Genomic DNA, 18,487 nt, shown 5'->3' on the forward strand with positions numbered 1-18,487 from the left:
AATGAATTATTTATGGGACAGCGAGTTGATTTACTCGCTGCGTTATGAAATTGCAGTTATTACTTGAAACCGCGATTCTTTATTTAGAAATTTGTCTATTTAGATTTGATCATCTGGATTTTCAGCTTCATCTTGACGTTTGGCTTTTTTATTACCTTCGTCGGATTCGTTAATTTTCCAGTAACTGCTGGCGTAAATTTTAGAACGGCCCACCGCTTTTTCTTGCTTAAAATAGCGGCGCAGATTACGCATCATTTCAAATTCACCCGCCAACCAAACACTGACTTCGCCATCTAAAAAATCCAGCGACCGCACCTTATCAGACAATAAGCTATTGGGTGTTTTTGGGTTTGCATTAACAACCCAGTGAATAGCAATTCCTTCGGGAGCATCCAGCGTACGAATATCGCCGTTGCTGATAACTTCAATAACCGCAATGCCACGAGCAGACTTTGGCAGTTGCTGTAAATTAACCTCAATGGCTGGCAATGCTGTCATATCGCCCGCAAAAAAATACCAATCAGCATCAAAATTAATTAATTTTTTGTCGCCAGGGCCTGCGGTAAATAATGCATCACCTACATTGGCATTTTCTATCCAGCGATTTGCAGGGCCTTGATTTGCGTCGCCAAAACTGTGGCAAACACCATCAATGTGTAATTGCTGAGCATTTGCATCATAAGCGCGAATGGTGAAAGTACGTTTGCGTGTTGCTTTAAAGTATTCACTGTCATCGAGCAATTCTGGTTTTAAAGCTTCACCATCATCCGGTGAAAACAAGAATTTTACATAACCGCTTTCTTGATTTTCAGGAAAATCGCTGAGCGCAGCACCAGAAAGCACTAAACGGTATAAATTTTCGGAGAGATTTTCTTTTTTGATTAACGTTAATTCACGTGTTTTTTTCATAAATGCTCGTTATAGAGAATGGAGAAAACTCTAGAAACCGCTGATTAAATCACCAAAAAATTAATCAGAGACTCTATAGGAAACTCTGATTAACCTAGAGTTTCTCGCGACACAAGGATGTGTCGCCAATTTCAAGAACGGTAAGTGATTGAAATTTTGAAGAAATTGGAAATCGCATTTTCAATTTCTGTCCTCTGATTAAATCATGGATGAGTTAATCAGAGGTTCCTATAAGTTATATCCTAAACAGCAGCGGCAGCCGTGGCCTTTATTTTTGCCACAATGGCTCGCAAACCGTTACCGCGTGTTGGGCTTAGGTGACGCTCTAAATCAAGTTGACCAAAATAATTGTCGATATCAAAATCAAGAATTGCTTGTGCCGATTTACGGTTAAACGCTGCAAGCACAAGAGCAAGCAAACCACGCACAATAACGGCATCGCTATCGACTAAAAAGTGAAAAATGCCGTCGTTAACTTGTGTTTCTAACCACACATTACTTTGACAACCTTTAACAAGCCGATCAGTAGTTTTTAGAGCATCGGGCATGGTTTCGAGTTCACGGCCCAAGTCAATAATGTATTTATAACGCTCTTCCCAATCGTCGAAAAAGCCTAAATCATCAATAATTTCATCGGTATTTAAATCAGACATAACTTAATTCAATCAGTTATTTGGTGAGATTTTATTTAGGGCTTACCACCCCAATTCGGTAAAAATTCTGATTAAATTAGCAATAAACTCATCAGAATTTTTTATAGAAAACTCCGCTTAAATCAGAAGCGAATTAACCGTAAGTTCCTATAACTATTAAATTCAGCTTTTAACTGCCGATAATGTTTGAGTCTTGTTTTAAGTACTTGTGTTGCGCGGAACTTATTAATCGTGATGACAAAAATATTTGATCGCATTCAACACAAGCAGTTTTGAGCGCTTGTTACATTGGCACTCAAAATTCACTAAAACTTCTCAGAGATTAAAAAAACAATCCCGCTTCAAGTTGCGCTTCTTCGCTCATCATTTCTCGCGACCATGGCGGATCAAAAACCAGCTCAACATTGACCTGTTCAACGTTCGGCACTTTCGCCACGCGATACTTCACGTCGCTGATCAACACCGGCCCCATACCGCAACCGGGCGCGGTTAATGTCATGGCAATGTTAACGGCTTTTGAGTCTTGTTCAATTACTACCTTGTAGATTAGACCAAGCTCAACAAGGTCGATGGGAATTTCTGGATCGAAGACGCTTTTCAAAGCCTGCCAAACTTGGTCTTCAATAATTTGATCGTCTTCAGGTTCAGGAAACGATAAGACTTCGGGTTCTTGACCAATAGCATCAGCATCGGTGCCATCAATGCGTAACATGTTGCCAGCCCAAGTCACCGTGTAGTTGCCACCCAGTGATTGGTTGATGGTGATAAATTGACCAGAAGGAATGGCTGTAGGTTCGCCCGAAGGCACTCTGCGGGCGGGGCATTCACGGCCGGTGACTACCATTTTTTGTTCCAAGATCCACTCCTTTAACTACGGTCTGGAAAGGTGACTGTTAAGGAATCTCTGATTAACTCATCCATGATTTAATCAGAGGACAGAAATTGAAAATGCGATTTCCAATTTCTTCACAATTTCTATTACGTAAAGTTCCTGAAATTGGCGACACATCCTTGTGTCGCGAGAAACTCTAGGTTAACCAGAGTTTCCTTAACAAGATGGTGACAGAAATGTCGCGGCGCGTATTCTAACCTTGAAAATACTTTATGAAAGCAAAAGACTGAAAATACGTACTGAGGAATTTGGTAAAACAATTTGATAGAGAGTTAAGGCAGCACTTGTTTTGCACTGCCTTAGAAATCAATTAACGCTGAAACTTTCGCCGCATCCGCATTCAGCAACCACGTTGGGATTGTTGAATTTAATGACTTGGTTTAAGCCTTCGGTGACTAAATCGATCTCGGTACCACGCACAACCTTTACCGCTTCTTTATCAACGGCAAGATTTAACGAGCCATCAAGCGGAATCACTTGATCAGAATCTTTAGCGTTTTGTACAAAATCTAATACGTAAGCGTAGCCAGAACAGCCACTGGTTTTCACTGACAAACGAATCAAGTTGCCACCGTCACGCTCGGCGTTGCGATGGAAGTAACGCAAAGCGCGGTCAGTAACTGATACTGGGCTCGCAGTGGGATCAAATGTAGAAACAGTCATACAAGCTCCGTTAAAGGGAAAATGCTTCCAACCATTATTGAGTTAACGATTGGCTATTCAAGCATCATTTGGACTTTTTTCAGGCCATCAAACAGGGCCTCAACTTCATCCAAGGTGTTATAAATGGCGAAAGACGCACGCGCGGTACCCGGCACACCTAAACGATTCATCAAAGGCTCGGCACAGTGGTGCCCGGTACGTATGGCGATACCTTGTCGATCAAGCAGAAAACCAATGTCCGCCGGATGACCCGCATCCATCACAAAACTCAGAACGCCGGCTTTGTGCTCGGCACTACCAATAATTCGCAAACCTTGAAAATCCATGGCGCGATCGGTGGCCGCTCGCAGCAATGCAGCTTCGTGGGCTTGCACCTCGGCAAAGTTAAACTCAGACAACCATTGAATGGCACGTGCGGTAGCAATGGCACCGCCTACGTTGGGTGTGCCGGCTTCAAATTTATAAGGCAGCTGATTCCAAGTAGCCGATTGGTAAGTCACGGTCGCGATCATTTCGCCACCGGTTTTCCAAACCGGCCAATCTTTGAGTAATTCTTCACGCCCCCAAAGTACACCCATGCCCATTGGGCCGTAGAGTTTGTGGGCAGAAAACGCGTAAAAATCACAACCCAACGCTTGCACATCCACCGACTCATGAGCAATGCCTTGAGCACCATCGATCATTACCCAGGCGCCTGCTTCTTTGGCAATTCTGGTAAGCAACGCGATTGGATTTACCGTTCCCAAGGCATTAGAAACATGTGGAAACGCTACCAAACGGGTTTTTTGCCCAAGTGCCGTGTCGAAGGCAACAAGATCTAACTCGCCTTCATCGTTAATGGGCACAACTACTAACTTAGCGCCGCTTTTGGCACAGGCTTGCTGCCAGGTGACCAGATCAGCGTGGTGTTCCATTTCGGTAACAACCACCTGCTCACCCGGTTGCAAATACTGAGCAAGACCGTGACTGACCAGGTTAATGGACTCGGTTGTGCCGGAGGTCCAGACAATTTCTTCGCGCTTATTGGCGTTAATGAATTCGGCAACCACATCACGGGCGGCTTCAAATTTTTTGGTGGCTTCATCGGCAAGGCGATGGGCACCGCGATGCACATTGGCGTTGTACTGCGTGTAATACTCCACCAACGCATCGATTACGCATTGCGGTTTTTGTGTAGTTGCAGCATTGTCGAGATAAACCAGCGGGTTATCGTCAATTTTGCGGGCAAGAATCGGAAATTGAGCGCGAACTTGGTTAACGTCAAAGCTCACTGTCTTCACCCCTCTACCGAAAGCTGAGTTCGCAAAGCACCAAATCGAGTGCGCAACTCACCTTGTAACCATTCACACAACGGCTGCGCTGGCATCTGCTCAATCAACTCATTGATAAAGCCAAAGTTCAGCATAATACGTGCGTCTTGCTCGCTTACACCGCGCGACCGCAAGTAATAGAGCGCCTTATTATCAAGCTCGGCAACCGTTGCACCATGGGCACACTTAACATCGTCGGCATAGATTTCAAGCTCAGGCTTGGTATTGATCTCGGCTTTTGGCGTGAGTAACAAGTTACGGTTATTCAGTTCGGCCAGTGTTTTTTGCGCATAACGGTGAATATGAATGCGACCGTTGAACACCGCTTTGGCACTATCGCCAATAATGCCGCGCACGTTTTCTTCGGTAGTACCGTGTGGCTGCATGTGTTCTACGTTGGAATGCAAGTCGAACAATTCTTTATCGGCCAACAGATAAATCGCATTTTGTGTGGCTAGAGCATGTTCACCGGCATGGTTGATATCGACATCTAAACGCGACAATACCGAACCAAACGACACCAAGGTTGAGTGCATTTGCGAACGATTCGCCAAGTTAAAATGACAACCAGCCAATGCTTTTGCGGCGCCGGTTTGAAGGCCAAATCGGTAATGATTTAAAACCGCGTCGTCACCAAGATCAAACTCGCTAAAACTTGTCGCCACAAAGCTCTGCTCACCGCGATACTCTTCAATGACGGAAATCTTAGCACCCTGCCCTAATTTGATGAGATGACGCACGTGACTTTGACCACCGTTTTGAAGGTGTACCAAACGAATAATAGGTTTGATGTCAGAACCATCAGCAACGGAAATCAACACACCTTGTTTGGCGAGCACGTCGTTAACCATACCAAACAAATGGCGAGAAGGTTTCGCGCTTTGACAAACGGTTTTGGCGACAGCTTGTTGCTCGTCATTAAGATTGTCTAATGAGGCAATGGTCAGCCCTTCAACGGCAACGTTAATGTCGGATTGCAGTTTACCGTTTACAAAAAACAACTCGATAAGCTCAACACCTTCCGGCGAGCTTGGGTAATCAATATTGTCATTGGGCTCATCGATAATCGAGTTATCTAAGCTCAACAGTGGCGTGTAGCGCCATGCTTCGGTTTTACGCGTTGGCCAAGGAGTGGCACGTAATGCTTCTAGAGATTTTGCACGATGTTCCGCTAGACAATCATTACTGAGTTCGGCTTGAGCCAGCGCTTGGTCTAGCCAGACACTCATTCGCTCACCTCACGGTGCATTTCTTCAGGATCAGCTTCGCGCATTTCGGCTAACCAAGAGTAACCTTGCGCTTCTAATTCAAGCGCTAAGCTCGCATCACCGCTCTTAACAATTTTGCCGTCTGACAATACGTGTACGTAGTCAGGCTTGATGTAATCGAGCAATCGTTGATAGTGAGTAACCACTATAAAGCTGCGCTCGCCATCGCGCATACTGTTCACACCTTCGGCAACAACCTGTAAGGCGTCGATATCAAGACCGGAATCGGATTCATCCAAGATGCAAAGTTTTGGTTTTAGCAGCAACATCTGCATGATTTCGTTGCGCTTTTTCTCACCACCCGAAAAGCCTTCGTTAACGCCACGCTTTAAAAACTCGGCCGGTAAATTAACCTTTTTACTGGCTTCACGGGCTTCTTTTAAGAAATCTTTTGAGCTTAATGGCTCAAGGCCCTGCGCTTCACGGTGAGCATCTACGGCAGCCTTTAAGAATTCCAAATTACTCACACCCGGAATCTCAACCGGATATTGGAACGCCAAGAACAAACCTGCACGAGCACGTTCTTCAATATCCATTTCGGTTATATCTTTACCGTCGAGAACAACTTCGCCACCGGTAATTTCGTATCCGTCGCGACCAGACAACACGTAACCAAAGGTACTTTTACCAGCGCCATTGGGACCCATAATGGCGTGCACTTCGCCGGGCTTAACGTCTAGGTCTAAACCTTTTAGAATGTCTTTCTCATCAACTTTAGCTTGCAAACCTTTTACGGTAAGTAACTGCTTACTAGTCATAATTTTAAAACCTTGGATTAACCTACCGAGCCTTCTAAACTGATCTCTAATAATTTGCCGGCTTCTACCGCAAATTCCATCGGTAACTCTTTAAAAACTTCTTTACAAAAACCGTTAACAATCATCGAGACGGCTTTTTCAGGATCAAGTCCGCGCTGCTGACACAAAAACAACTGATCATCACTCACCTTAGAAGTGGTTGCTTCGTGTTCTACAATCGCGCTTGGGTTACGGCTTTCTACATAAGGAAAGGTGTGAGCACCGCATTGATCACCGATCAATAAAGAGTCACATTGCGTAAAGTTACGCGCCTTATCAGCGCCGGGATTCATACGAACCAAACCACGATAGGCGTTGTTACTACGACCGGCGGAAATACCTTTTGAGATGATGGTAGAACGCGTGTTCTTACCCAAGTGAATCATCTTTGTGCCGGTATCGGCTTGTTGCTTACCACGCGTAAGGGCAACCGAGTAGAACTCGCCCACACTGTTATCGCCTTTCAGTACGCAACTTGGGTATTTCCAGGTAATGGCAGAACCGGTTTCCACCTGGGTCCAACTGATTTTGGCGTTGGTGTGACAAATACCGCGCTTGGTCACGAAGTTGTAAATGCCACCGCGACCTTCTTCGTCACCGGGGTACCAGTTTTGCACCGTAGAATATTTAATTTCGGCGTTATCCATTGCCACCAATTCAACCACCGCTGCATGCAGCTGGTTTTCATCGCGTTGTGGTGCGGTACAACCTTCAAGATAACTTACGTAGCTGCCTTCGTCGGCAACAATTAAAGTACGCTCAAACTGTCCGGTGTTTTGTTCGTTGATACGGAAATAGGTCGATAGCTCCATTGGACAACGCACACCCTTAGGAATGTACACAAATGAACCATCGGTAAACACGGCGCAGTTTAGAGCGGCAAAGTAGTTGTCTTTTTGCGGAACTACACTTCCGAGATACTTCTTAACCAGTTCTGGATACTTATGAACGGCCTCAGAAATTGGGCAGAAAATAACACCAGCCTCTTCGAGCTTGTCGCGAAAGGTAGTCACAACCGATACAGAATCGAACACCGCATCTACGGCAACACCGGCCAGCATCTGCTGCTCAATTAGCGGAATACCCAGTTTTTCGTAGGTGCGCAACAGCTCCGGATCAACCTCATCAAGACTTTTTGGCTTATCGGCCATGCTCTTAGGAGCCGAATAATAAGAGATGTCTTGGTAGTTGATCACAGGAAAATTCAAATGGGCCCAGTCGGGAGTTTCCATTTCTAGCCACGCAGCGAAAGCCTTTAGACGCCAATCCAGCATCCATTGAGGTTCATTCTTCATGGCGGAAATTTTCCGAATGACTTCTTCGTCAAGCCCCGGAGGGAATGTTTCAGACTCAATAGCTGAAACAAAGCCCGCCTCGTATTTTCGGGCCAGGGCCTTATCGATTTCTTCTGTCATGGACTAACTCACTAATCAGGTAAAGCAACGCTCTAAGGCGTTTTTGGAGGCGCTTTTTAACAGCTTTGCAGCTGCAATGGAATTATACATCCGTGCAAGCTGCGAGAATTACACCAAGGTGGGGTGAATTAGGGCATTAACCCAACATTTCAAGCACTTGATCGTCTTCAGCTTGAGCCTGGGCTGCGGCCTTGCGTTCTGCTTTGGCGTTTCCTTGCTCAGCGTGACGCTCAAGCAAGCTTTGTAAGCTGATATCACTCAAGAACTGGTGGATTTGTTTGCTTAGCTCTGACCACAAATGATGTGTTAGGCAAACTTCACCATTATGACAATTACCAAGACCACCGCAGTTGGTTGCATCAATAGATTCATTAACTGCGTCAACAATCTCGGCAATAAAAATTTGTTCAGGATGACGACTCAAACGATAACCGCCGCCCGGCCCACGCACACTGGTAACAAGATCTTGCTTACGGAGCTTCGAAAACAATTGTTCTAGGTAAGACAAAGAAATCTCTTGGCGCTTAGAGATTCCCGCTAAACTGATTGGCCCCTCACTACTGTGCAGCGCCAAATCAAGCATGGCGGTCACGGCGTAGCGTCCTTTGGTGGTCAAGCGCATGGCAAACTCCCAGAAATCACGGTATCGGAATATTGAATGGTTTTTGCACCATTGTGATTATTCCGACAAAATTAGTCAAGTAAATAGCAGAGTAATCTACTCTGTTAATTTGCTACGCAGCCAACCCACAGATAAGCGGCACAATTACCTCCAAATAACAACGCCACTACCTCCAAATAACAGCGCCACCTAATTAATCGCAGGGCTTTTCAGCAATATCGCCAAACTCTGGACCCAAAGGGATTCAATGGCCGAAGCGTCGGCTTTTAGTCTATCTAGCGATTCCGATGGCCATTCGGCTTGATCCGACATGGCTTGAGACGATATCAAAAGCGGCCCTTGCGATAACTCGATTTGAAAATCGATCAACACCACGGCGCGTTCTTGATCTTTAGGCGCCGCTAAAAAACCCGCCTGTTGAACTACGATTGTTTGTACAACGACGGGATCTAAAAAATATTGATGCAATAATGATTGTTCACCATTGGATGTTTTTAAAAACGCTTCGTCATTCGCGGTGGCAATCACCGCTTTTTGGAAATAATCAGCCAGCAATGCCTGAAAACCACCTTCCTCACCAGAATCCAAAGAGCGTTCGGCCAAAGCAGTTTTAGTAATGTCTTTCGATATTCCCTCATCTATAGCAATTCCCACCGCAATACCGGCAGGCCCAAGGGTCGACATCAACATAAAGCCAGCGCTGCTGCCCTTTCCTTTATAAGAAAACTTTTCTTGCTGCGTATTAATAGTCAGCGAAGAAAAATGATTGATCGGCCCACGAGACACAGTGCAGCCGAACATCAAACAGAGAACACAAAAAAGCGCCGACCGAACCAACATCCTCGACATACCCTCAAGCGCACACCCAACATTTACACGTTGTTTTTTATAAAAACCACTCACTATTAACCACACCTTAAATCGCCATTAGCTTATTGATATATCTGTTCGTTTAACGTCTAAAAACAGAATCTAAACGACGTAGGGTCCAAAAACCGTCGAAATAGACTAACAGAAGCTTGGATTATCGCCGCCATGATTCAATCACGTACCATTCTCGAAATTGGCGACACACTCACCTGTCGCTATGAAACCCTGAGCTAATCAGAATTTCCTAACAATAGTAGAAGCAGCTAACAAAAAGTCTCAAGCAGAAAAAAACGAATTAGAACTACTTAATTTATAAAAACCAAAATCACACACCCTGTTAGCTAACTCCAATTGAAAAATTGAAATTCTCAACACCAAGAAACAAAACCGCTGAATAAATCTACGAATAAAAAAGAAGAACCTCTAAAAAGAAAAAAGCGTGTTTTCCACCAAGAAAAACACGCAAATAAATGAAGACAAGAGTGAATTTGTAAAATCTAAACAATACTAATCTGATAATGTCATTTCAATTAAATCATTAGACACAGAAAAAGCACAATCCATGACTTTCTTTAAATCATCCACAGTGATGCCAGGCGCAATTTCAATTAATTCGAGTGAACAATTTTTTAATTGAAAAACCGCCCGCTCAGTAATGAATAAAACAGAACGCGAACAGAAATTACCAGAACTGGAGCTAAAAGTAATTTGCTCTACAGCATCAACAAATTTACGAGTTTTTCCTTCACGTAGGATTTTCAGTTTGCCATTTTCAATCGCAACATCAAGCCCGCCAGCGGTCATAGTTCCACAAAAACAAAGCGCCTGAGCCGATTGCGAAATATTAATAAATCCGCCTGCGCCCGGTACCCGATTATTAAATCGACTAACACACACATTACCTTGTTGATCTGCCTGAGCAAATCCCAAAAATGAAATAGCAATACCACCGCCGTCGTAAATATTAAACAACTCGGATTGCTCAATAATGGCCTGCGGATTTAGCGAAGCACCAAACGATAAATCACTCTCAGGATTCCCACCAATAACGCCAGATTCAATAGTCAACACAAATTTATTATCACTACTGTGTTGCATTTGCTCACCGATAAGCGCAGGAATACCGATGCCTAAATTCACACAACCACCACCCGCTTTATTTAACTCTTTCATACCTCTGCGAACAATAATTTCTTTTGCTGTATCGACAACCTCTAACGCAGCATTTTGTTTTTGGTTGACAGATTTTTTCGCAGCCGCACGACCGTAGGTCTCTGGATGATCTTCTTCATCAGCAACCACAACATAATCAACAAGAAAACTGGGTATTTTGACAAAATAAGGGTTTAACGACTTAGCTTTTACAATCTCTTTAACCTGAACAATAACAATACCACCGCAATTTTTTGCCGCTTGCGCTTGTGCCAGTGAATCCATGTACGCGGTTTCGTTCTCAAAAGAAATGTTGCCTAATTCATCTGCTTTGGTGCCACGCAATAAGGCAACATCAATTTTTTGTGCAGGGTATAACAAAAATCGTTGTTCTTTAATAAAGACATCTTCTACCAAAGAATCAGACTTCAATCGGCTAAAAGAACCACCTTCCACCTCTGGATCGACAAAAGTGTTAATTCCTACTTTGGTAATAAAACCTAATGAACCACGTGCAATTTCTTTAAATAAATTACTAATAACACCTTGCGGCCAATTGTGAGCCTCTATTTCTCCAGAGAGTCCCATTTCTGTAAGCTTAGGGTTTAGCGCCCAAAAACCACCAATCGCCCTGTTAACCAATCCCGGATACGCCAGACGATCTAGGCCGTTTCCAGACTTATCACCGGCACCGGAGGCAAATAGCAAATTAATTTTCTCAGGCTTGCCTGTTTCTAAAAAACGTTTTTGAATGGCTTTTGTTAATGCATCACCATGACCACAACTACCAAAACCACCGGGAATGATTGTCGCTCCGTCAGCAATTAACTCTGCAGCTTGTTTAGAATTAATGACTTTCACCTCTGCCTCCAATTTATTTTTTATATTTCATTTTAGAATTAATATTTTATTTTTTTTGCGAAATCGCTGGGACTTACCACCGGACTAAGACACAAACTTAAAGCACATCTTTTGAGTAACACAAAAATAACTGGTTTAAAGCTGTTTACTCATTTTATAGATTTGTGACGTTTTTACAGTATCAAATGCACATGGAATGTTTTTTAATGTAACCCATCAAATTTATTTTAGCGGTTACTTTGTAGGTGAGCAATTTACCGAAAAACTATTTCAAAACAAAGTAATTTATAGTCATAAGTTAGCAACAACGAATAAATATAATAAAAAACAAGGTGTTCTAATAAAGAACGGCTGCGAATAACGTAAATAAGCGATATTAGATAGACATCGATCAAATAAATTAAGGTTTTTGTTTTCTTACCCCTTTTAAATACCTGGTGTACAAAAATAAAATACCCACGATGTTACGCCAAAGCCTAAAACTTCTAATTCTCTTAGGCTTATTCAACGCACAAATATATGCATTCGCTGCAATTTAAAAAATTCTTTTAGCACTTGGTTACCCAGTAAATTACTCAGTTATTGCTTAAAAATTCTTTTTTTCTTAGCCGTGACTTAATTCACACTAAAACTGGTAACCCTCTATTTATATTTTTAACGGTTATACAATAAAGTTTAGTTACTCGCTAAGCATTTTATACAAGCCCGAATTTTACCGGTAAAAAAACCTGGTTCCATATTTATCGGTAACCGTCATGCCTTACTCACAGCGGAATAAGGCAGACATGGCCAGCAAGGACAGGCCGACATTAAGCATTACATTCAATTACATAATTTTAAATTAACAGCTATATAGGAAGGGTATTATGGAAAAGGTCATCACCATTATTGGTGGCGGTGCGACGGCGCTTGCGTTTTTGGATCGTTTTATCACAGAATCAAAAGATGATATTAAAAATCTTGCGACTATTTATGTTCTAGAAAAACAAGAAATTTTTGGCCCTGGTGTCGCATACAACGAAGACAGCGCATCAAACATTTTAAACACCAAGGCAGGTTATATTTCCGCTTTTCCGTCAAAACCCGGTGACTTTTTCAATTGGCTGCACAGCAACCCAGATCTTTGGGAAGATAAATTCCCGAACTACATTGCAACTGAAGACAGTTACGCACCGCGCCCATTATTTGGCATGTACCTACAAGCTTCTTTTGCACAAGTTGTTAAACAAGCAACCCAAAGAAACATAAAAATTGTACAATTAAATGCAGAAGCAGTAGATGTATCAATAGTTGGCAATTCTTACGTAACTAAGACTTCCTGTAATTTAAGCATTACCTCTGACATTGTTTTAATGGCTTGCGGTACCATTCCTAATGCTAAAATCGAATCTCCAGCGACGTTAGGTTCGGTCATCTCTAACCCTTACCCAGTTTGTAAATTAACAAAATATGTAAAAAGCGAACAACCATTAGCAATTATTGGTGCTCGACTCAGCGCCATCGATGCAATCATTGCACTTGTAGAAGGTGGCCATAAAGGTGATATTCACGTTTATTCGCGCAGTGGATTCTTTCCGTCCATCCGCGGGACACAAGGCCGTTTTGCCAGTAAATATTTAACCCATGCCTACTTAGACGAGTATTTAGCCAAGAAACCAGTGATCTCGCTAAACGACATCGTGACTTTAGTTGCCAATGATTTGGAACACTACTTTGAGTGTAATCCTTCTCATATGCGTGAAAAAATCGCTATTCCACCACAAGCGCCGAACTCTATTGAAGAATATCTCGAAAATGAAATGAAAATGGCAAACCATCCTCGCGGTTGGCAGGCGGTATTGTACTCTACAAATGCAATTATCGAACGCTTGTGGATGGCATTAAAAGATGAAGACAAAGATACGTTCCTAAATGAATACTTTGCAACCTTTATGTCTTATCGTGTATCCATTCCAAGAGAAAACGGACAACGTATATTGAACTATATAAAGTCTGGTCAGGTTAAATTCTTTAGCGGAGACAGTCGCGTATCTAAAGAATACGGTTCTATGCCTGTGGTTACACAAACCGAAGGTGGTTTAGAAATTAATCGTGAATACGGCTACGTCATCTACGCAACCGGATCACCCAAAGATCCTATGAAGAGCGACTCTAAGTTAATTCGCAACATGATGTCTAAAGGCAGCATAACGCCACAACCCTACGGCGGTATCGAAATCGACACGACCACGTATCAAATTATTGATACTAAAGGTAACGTTCACGAAGATTTATTTGCATCCGGTGAATTAACCGTAGGTAATTTCTTCTTTACCAGCGCAATGGACATTATTACTAGACATGCGAATAAATGTGCAAAAGAAATTTTTGACAAGCATTTCAGTCTAGAAGCTCAACTGCGCGAACAAACACCTGCGCTTAACAAAGCAAAGGCTTAGTTGAATATTATTTAGTCTGCGAATAAAAATTCGTTATTTGCAGACGATGTTTAAGTTTTGTGAGAGAATTTTTATATAAACATCGACAAGATCAACAAAACCGAAACAATTCGTCGATTTAATATAAGCAAGCTTAAAAACTATAAAAACAAGTAAATAAACGACTCCTATTTAATCAATGTTGTTAAATAGGAGTTATTTTATATCCTATAGGAACTTCTAAATTAACTTATCCTTGACTTAATCAGAAAGCCAAGATTTGAAATTGGTAACGCATAGCTTTATTTCGGTTGGCTTTGGGTTATTTAGTATTTTTATGCAAACTTAACTTCAAAAGCTGTTTCTGCGGTATCGGCATAGGTTACGAATACACACAACCTATAACCTTCTATAAATTTTTTAGACAGTTTAAATATTTTACTCCCAAAACGGGAGATTAACGAGCAGTTCCTTGATGAACCTTAGAGAACACATCAACCAAAATATTTGGTACGCCCGCTGGATTGGTTTTAGCGCAACATTTATTGGTATTGGCATCAGCAGAATGTCATTCACGCCACTTGCGGCAACCGCTGTTGAGTTAGATATTTTCCCGAAAGAAGCAACCACCGTTATTGGCGCTTTATTAATGCTCGGTTATGCCACCGGAGCAATCATTGCTGGCCCAATGATTAAACGAATAGGAATTTTACCTTCAATCAGAGTGTGTTTTGTCATCGGTTTAATCTGTCAAATCGTTGAACTTATCGATCTTACAGTTTCTACATGGCAAGTGACGCGATTTATGTATAACGTTATTGGCGGGGCGTTAATGGTAACCGGGCCAGTGTTAGCGGTTAGCAAAGGCAGTGATCAGCAAAAATCCAAAACACCACTTTGGTCGTTTGTGGGAATTGGTATAGGCGCCATGGTTTCGGCAAGCTTTATGTTGTTGCCTTTAGATTTATTTCAGCAACAACAACTATTAACCATTGTGGTTTTTTTGGTCGTAGGCTTTAATTTATTTTTATTGTCGTATATTACTTATGAGCAAAATGTTAAAGCATCCAAAGCTCCTCTACCTAAGGCTGCTATTTGCGTAATTATTGGTTATGCCATGGCGGCGGCGTGTTTTGTTCCTGGCAGTGTGTATTTAAGTGATTACGCTGCAAACGAATTACTATGGGGAAGTAAAGAAGGCAGCACTTTATGGTTATTTTTTGGAATTGGGGGTTTATTATCCACCCCGTTACTCTCTAGAATTTACCCCAAGCATTTAAACGGATCGGCACTCACTGTTTTATTTACCGCAAAACTAACTGCCTTAGCAATTTTTGCGTTTTATCCAAATAAAATGGCTTTTTATATTGCCGCGCTAACCAGCGGATTTTGTTTACCTAATATTGTATTACTAACTTCAAATTGGTTGAGAGAAAATTTGTCTCAAGAGCAGTTTTCATCTGCGTGGCAAGTTGCCACCATGTGCTTTTCTTCAGGCCAAGCGGTTAGTGCATTAATTTTAGCGTTAATTTTTGATTCGTCTGAAATCTACCAAGTATTATTTGTTGTTGCTTTGATATTTGTTGCAGTTGGCCTATCTATGGTGAACATGCGCTTTTTGTTTCCTATAAACAATCATCAAAAGCAAGTGCCGCCGGATGGCACAATGAAATCGGCATTAAATTAAATTACTTATTTGATGCTTATTTGAAAAGTAACCCTGTTATTAAAGTTTATAAAACGATAAAAACGACAGCCAAAAAACCGGTCATAAAAACGTAGCCATAAAAATATATTCGATGTAAATATTCCGGTTATTGGATTTTTAAAACATTAAAAGATCAAACAACGTAGATTTGATTTTATTCACAACAACATTTTACAAGCAATAATATTGGCAACGCTTAAATACAAGTAATAACTATAGGAACCTCTGTTTAACTCATCCTTGATTTAATCAGAGGACAGAAATTGAAAATGCGATTTCCAATTTCTTCACAATTTCAATCACTTACAGTTCTTGAAATTGGCGACACATTCTTGTGTCGCGAGAAACTCTAGGTTAATCAGAGTTTCCTATAAAAACTACAAGCTTCGATATTTAAAAAATAATCGCTACATTGATAAAGAATTGAGTTTCAGCCCCTAAAGCTGTAACGAAATAAAAGGGTGCAAAAGCACAAAAGGACCTTCCACTATAAACACAAAAAAATATTGAAACACAAGGAGCTATTCATGCTTAACAAAAAACTAATTAATGCAAGCAAATCAGTGTTAGCCTTAACTGTTGCCGCAGCAGTATCTTTCAGTGCAACTGCTGCAAATACACTACCTACCGATGAAGAACTAAGAGAAGTTGTGCGCTCTGTAGTGGGTGCCGAAATTAACGGTGGTGCCGGTCTGCACTTTTGGGCCATTATCGTAGACCGTGATAATCGCGTACGTAACGTTATTTTCACCGGTGACGACCGTCAATCACAACTACCTATTGGTCGTGTAGTTTCAACCGCTAAAGCTTCTACCGCCAACGCGTTGAGCTTGCCGAATTTCGTAGTTTCTACACCACAACTTTCTGGTGCGACCCTAGCAAATGGTTTGTTCCAAAATCTACCTAATGCTTATCCTGTATCTAACGTAGCTTATGAAGGCCCTTCACGTTTGTTCGGTACTCGTAAAGATCCAATGCTTGGCCAAATTATCGGTGGTGCAACTGCTCTCGGCGGCGGTTTAGCATTATTTAATGATGCCGGTGAAGTTATTGGCGGTTTAGGTATTGGTGGTGAGGTTCACCCATGTGCCGACCACAATGCTGCGTGGATGGTTCGCGACATGTTAGGTTTAGATAACCTTGCTCCTGGCATTGGTTTCTCTGCAACTGGTGACGACAACATCGTTTACGATCTAGACGAAAATGGTATCAGTGCTAGCGGTTTCGGCACCATCGAGTGTTCACCACAAGCAACGGCTATTTCTGCGACCCTACCAACTCTTTACCCAATCGGTCCAAACTGATTTAACGGTAAAATTGAATACTTAATACAAATAACATAACGTAATTTGTATTATTAAAATCGGGTCTGAATCTTCGGATTCAGACCCGATTGCATTAATAATCTGTAGAATTTATTAATTAACTTATTCAATTAATTGCAGGTAAAACCTCTGCGCCCCGTACACCTCCTGAGGCTCATGATAGCGTTTCATTTTATTTACACCCAAATCACCCCACGTATCCAGATCGGTAATTAACAAACACCTAGCCAAAAGATATTATTTCATTAACGTTAACTCATGCACTTAGTGGGCAAACGCATTATTTTTTTGCTCGCTCATGATCAGAGATTCATTAATGACTATATCGACAGTTTTTCTTTCTCATGGCGGCGGTCCAATGCCGTTACTTAACGATCCAACTCACGTTGAGTTGATCGCGGCTTTAAAAAAGATTCCTCAAAAAATTAAAACACCTAAGTCAATTATTGTGGTTAGTGCGCATTGGGAAGAAGCCGGCTTTATTATTACCGGCGCCAAGCAACCGGAATTAATCTATGACTACTACGGTTTTCCGAGAGAATCTTATGCTATTAAATACCCAGCACCGGGTAATCCAGATCTTGCCGACCTTATTCATAAAACATTAACGGATGAAGGATTAACAGCAGCGGTTGATCCTTATCGCGGTTTTGATCACGGCGTTTTCGTACCATTAAAGTTAATGTATCCAGAGGCGAATATACCTTGCGTACAAGTTTCGTTGAATCGAAATTTAGACGCTAGGAGCCATATTCAACTTGGCAAGGCCTTAGCGAAATTAAACGTAGAAGACTGTTTAATTATTGGCTCTGGACTATCGTTCCATAATTTACGGGCGTTTTTCTCGCCATCAACGGCGGAAATGGCTCGACTCAATCACGAGTTTGAATCTTGGCTTAACAAAACCTGCTGCACTCGTGAATTATCCGAAAACGAACGAGAAAATATTCTAGTTCAGTGGCAACTTGCTCCGGGAGCACAATTTTGCCATCCAAGACCAGAGCACCTTATTCCTCTACACGTCTGTTATGGTGTTGCTCAGTCATCGGCAAAAGAAGTTTTACACAGTAAAATTATGGGCAAAGAATCCAGTTGTATTATTTGGTAGCCTAAAATTTTAATTATGATTTTAATCATCGATGTAGGCTGAATATTCACGTATCGCGAATACATCGATTCTTCTAGGTTGATAATAAAACTTTCAGCCTAGAAGAAAACCAGACATGACACTGTTATATTCAATCAAAAATTAATTCAGCTAAGATTATTACATTGAGATCCAGCCCAAAAAATTCTCACTTTCTTGAAAACAATCATTTAAAAATGATATTTCAAAAGACTCCCGTAAAAACGCTCTTAAAAACTTTCTTGAAGCCCCGTCCTAAAAACTCTTTTAAAAATTCTGCAAAAAAACTACTTTATATTGACGATTCTTTAAAAAAATCTTATTGGCAATATACCTACCATCTGCAAGACGACAAAACCGAAGTTGATTCCACGCATTTTTACGGAATGCACTTGCGTCCACATTATACTTTTATATTTACTAATACTAGCGAGGCGATATTAGCAAGGCTAATATAAGTATTCGTTTATTAAAAATTATTACGGTGACATTAATAACC

15 protein-coding genes are annotated in these 18,487 nt (G+C 41.7%); 4 read left to right on the forward strand and 11 right to left on the reverse strand.

Translation table 11 applies throughout. The features are described from left to right. Positions 1 to 99: 99 nt before the first annotated feature. The 11 genes from ACYQ28_RS13840 to ACYQ28_RS13890 all read right to left on the reverse strand — a co-directional run bounded on the left by ACYQ28_RS13840 (position 100) and on the right by ACYQ28_RS13890 (position 11,412). Positions 100 to 909, reverse strand: a complete 810-nt coding sequence (locus ACYQ28_RS13840) for a siderophore-interacting protein (protein WP_460051189.1) — start codon at positions 907 to 909, stop codon at positions 100 to 102. 242 nt (positions 910 to 1,151) lie between these two features. Continuing rightward, the gene (locus tag ACYQ28_RS13845) at positions 1,152 to 1,562 is read right to left on the reverse strand and encodes a SufE family protein (RefSeq protein WP_460051187.1); all 411 of its coding nucleotides are present in this window, start codon (positions 1,560 to 1,562) and stop codon (positions 1,152 to 1,154) included. A gap of 322 nt (positions 1,563 to 1,884) precedes the next feature. After that, the gene (gene sufT, locus ACYQ28_RS13850) at positions 1,885 to 2,406 is read right to left on the reverse strand and encodes a putative Fe-S cluster assembly protein SufT (protein ID WP_460051193.1); all 522 of its coding nucleotides are present in this window, start codon (positions 2,404 to 2,406) and stop codon (positions 1,885 to 1,887) included. A 354-nt stretch (positions 2,407 to 2,760) separates the two neighbouring features. Beyond that, entirely contained in the window at positions 2,761 to 3,117 is a 357-nt protein-coding gene (locus ACYQ28_RS13855; RefSeq protein WP_460051185.1) for a HesB/IscA family protein, read from the reverse strand. Between the two features lie 53 nt (positions 3,118 to 3,170). Further along, positions 3,171 to 4,388, reverse strand: a complete 1,218-nt coding sequence (locus tag ACYQ28_RS13860; RefSeq protein ID WP_460051183.1) for an aminotransferase class V-fold PLP-dependent enzyme — start codon at positions 4,386 to 4,388, stop codon at positions 3,171 to 3,173. A 5-nt stretch (positions 4,389 to 4,393) separates the two neighbouring features. Beyond that, positions 4,394 to 5,656 carry a Fe-S cluster assembly protein SufD gene (gene sufD / locus ACYQ28_RS13865; RefSeq protein WP_460051181.1) on the reverse strand — a complete coding sequence of 421 codons (1,263 nt, stop codon included), beginning with the start codon at positions 5,654 to 5,656 and terminating at the stop codon, positions 4,394 to 4,396. After that, a complete protein-coding gene (gene sufC, locus ACYQ28_RS13870) occupies positions 5,653 to 6,453 on the reverse strand; it encodes a Fe-S cluster assembly ATPase SufC (protein WP_460051179.1) in 801 nt (266 codons plus the stop codon). Before sufC ends, sufD begins: the two co-directional genes overlap by 4 nt. A 17-nt stretch (positions 6,454 to 6,470) precedes the next feature. Further along, complete coding sequence (gene sufB / locus ACYQ28_RS13875) at positions 6,471 to 7,907, reverse strand: Fe-S cluster assembly protein SufB (RefSeq protein ID WP_460051177.1); 1,437 nt, start codon at positions 7,905 to 7,907, stop codon at positions 6,471 to 6,473. Between the two features lie 136 nt (positions 7,908 to 8,043). Next, a complete protein-coding gene (gene iscR / locus ACYQ28_RS13880) occupies positions 8,044 to 8,529 on the reverse strand; it encodes a Fe-S cluster assembly transcriptional regulator IscR (protein WP_460051175.1) in 486 nt (161 codons plus the stop codon). Positions 8,530 to 8,718: 189 nt separating this feature from the next. Then, a complete protein-coding gene (locus ACYQ28_RS13885; protein ID WP_460051173.1) occupies positions 8,719 to 9,444 on the reverse strand; it encodes a hypothetical protein in 726 nt (241 codons plus the stop codon). A gap of 462 nt (positions 9,445 to 9,906) precedes the next feature. Then, positions 9,907 to 11,412, reverse strand: coding sequence for a malonate decarboxylase subunit alpha (locus ACYQ28_RS13890; protein WP_460051171.1), 1,506 nt, complete (start codon positions 11,410 to 11,412; stop codon positions 9,907 to 9,909). Between the two features lie 866 nt (positions 11,413 to 12,278). Between ACYQ28_RS13890 and ACYQ28_RS13895 the strand changes: the two genes are divergently transcribed. The 4 genes from ACYQ28_RS13895 to ACYQ28_RS13910 all read left to right on the forward strand — a co-directional run bounded on the left by ACYQ28_RS13895 (position 12,279) and on the right by ACYQ28_RS13910 (position 17,970). After that, on the forward strand, positions 12,279 to 13,850 hold the full coding sequence (locus ACYQ28_RS13895; RefSeq protein ID WP_460051169.1) for an FAD/NAD(P)-binding protein: 1,572 nt from the start codon (positions 12,279 to 12,281) through the stop codon (positions 13,848 to 13,850). Positions 13,851 to 14,304: 454 nt separating this feature from the next. Continuing rightward, on the forward strand, positions 14,305 to 15,516 hold the full coding sequence (locus tag ACYQ28_RS13900) for an MFS transporter (protein WP_460051167.1): 1,212 nt from the start codon (positions 14,305 to 14,307) through the stop codon (positions 15,514 to 15,516). 548 nt (positions 15,517 to 16,064) lie between these two features. Continuing rightward, complete coding sequence (locus tag ACYQ28_RS13905) at positions 16,065 to 16,841, forward strand: hypothetical protein (protein WP_460051165.1); 777 nt, start codon at positions 16,065 to 16,067, stop codon at positions 16,839 to 16,841. Between the two features lie 337 nt (positions 16,842 to 17,178). Further along, positions 17,179 to 17,970: a DODA-type extradiol aromatic ring-opening family dioxygenase gene (locus ACYQ28_RS13910; RefSeq protein ID WP_460051163.1), complete on the forward strand. Its 792-nt coding sequence runs from the start codon at positions 17,179 to 17,181 to the stop codon at positions 17,968 to 17,970. The last annotated feature ends 517 nt before the right edge of the window (positions 17,971 to 18,487 follow it).

Source organism: Sessilibacter sp. MAH1 (assembly GCF_054658315.1).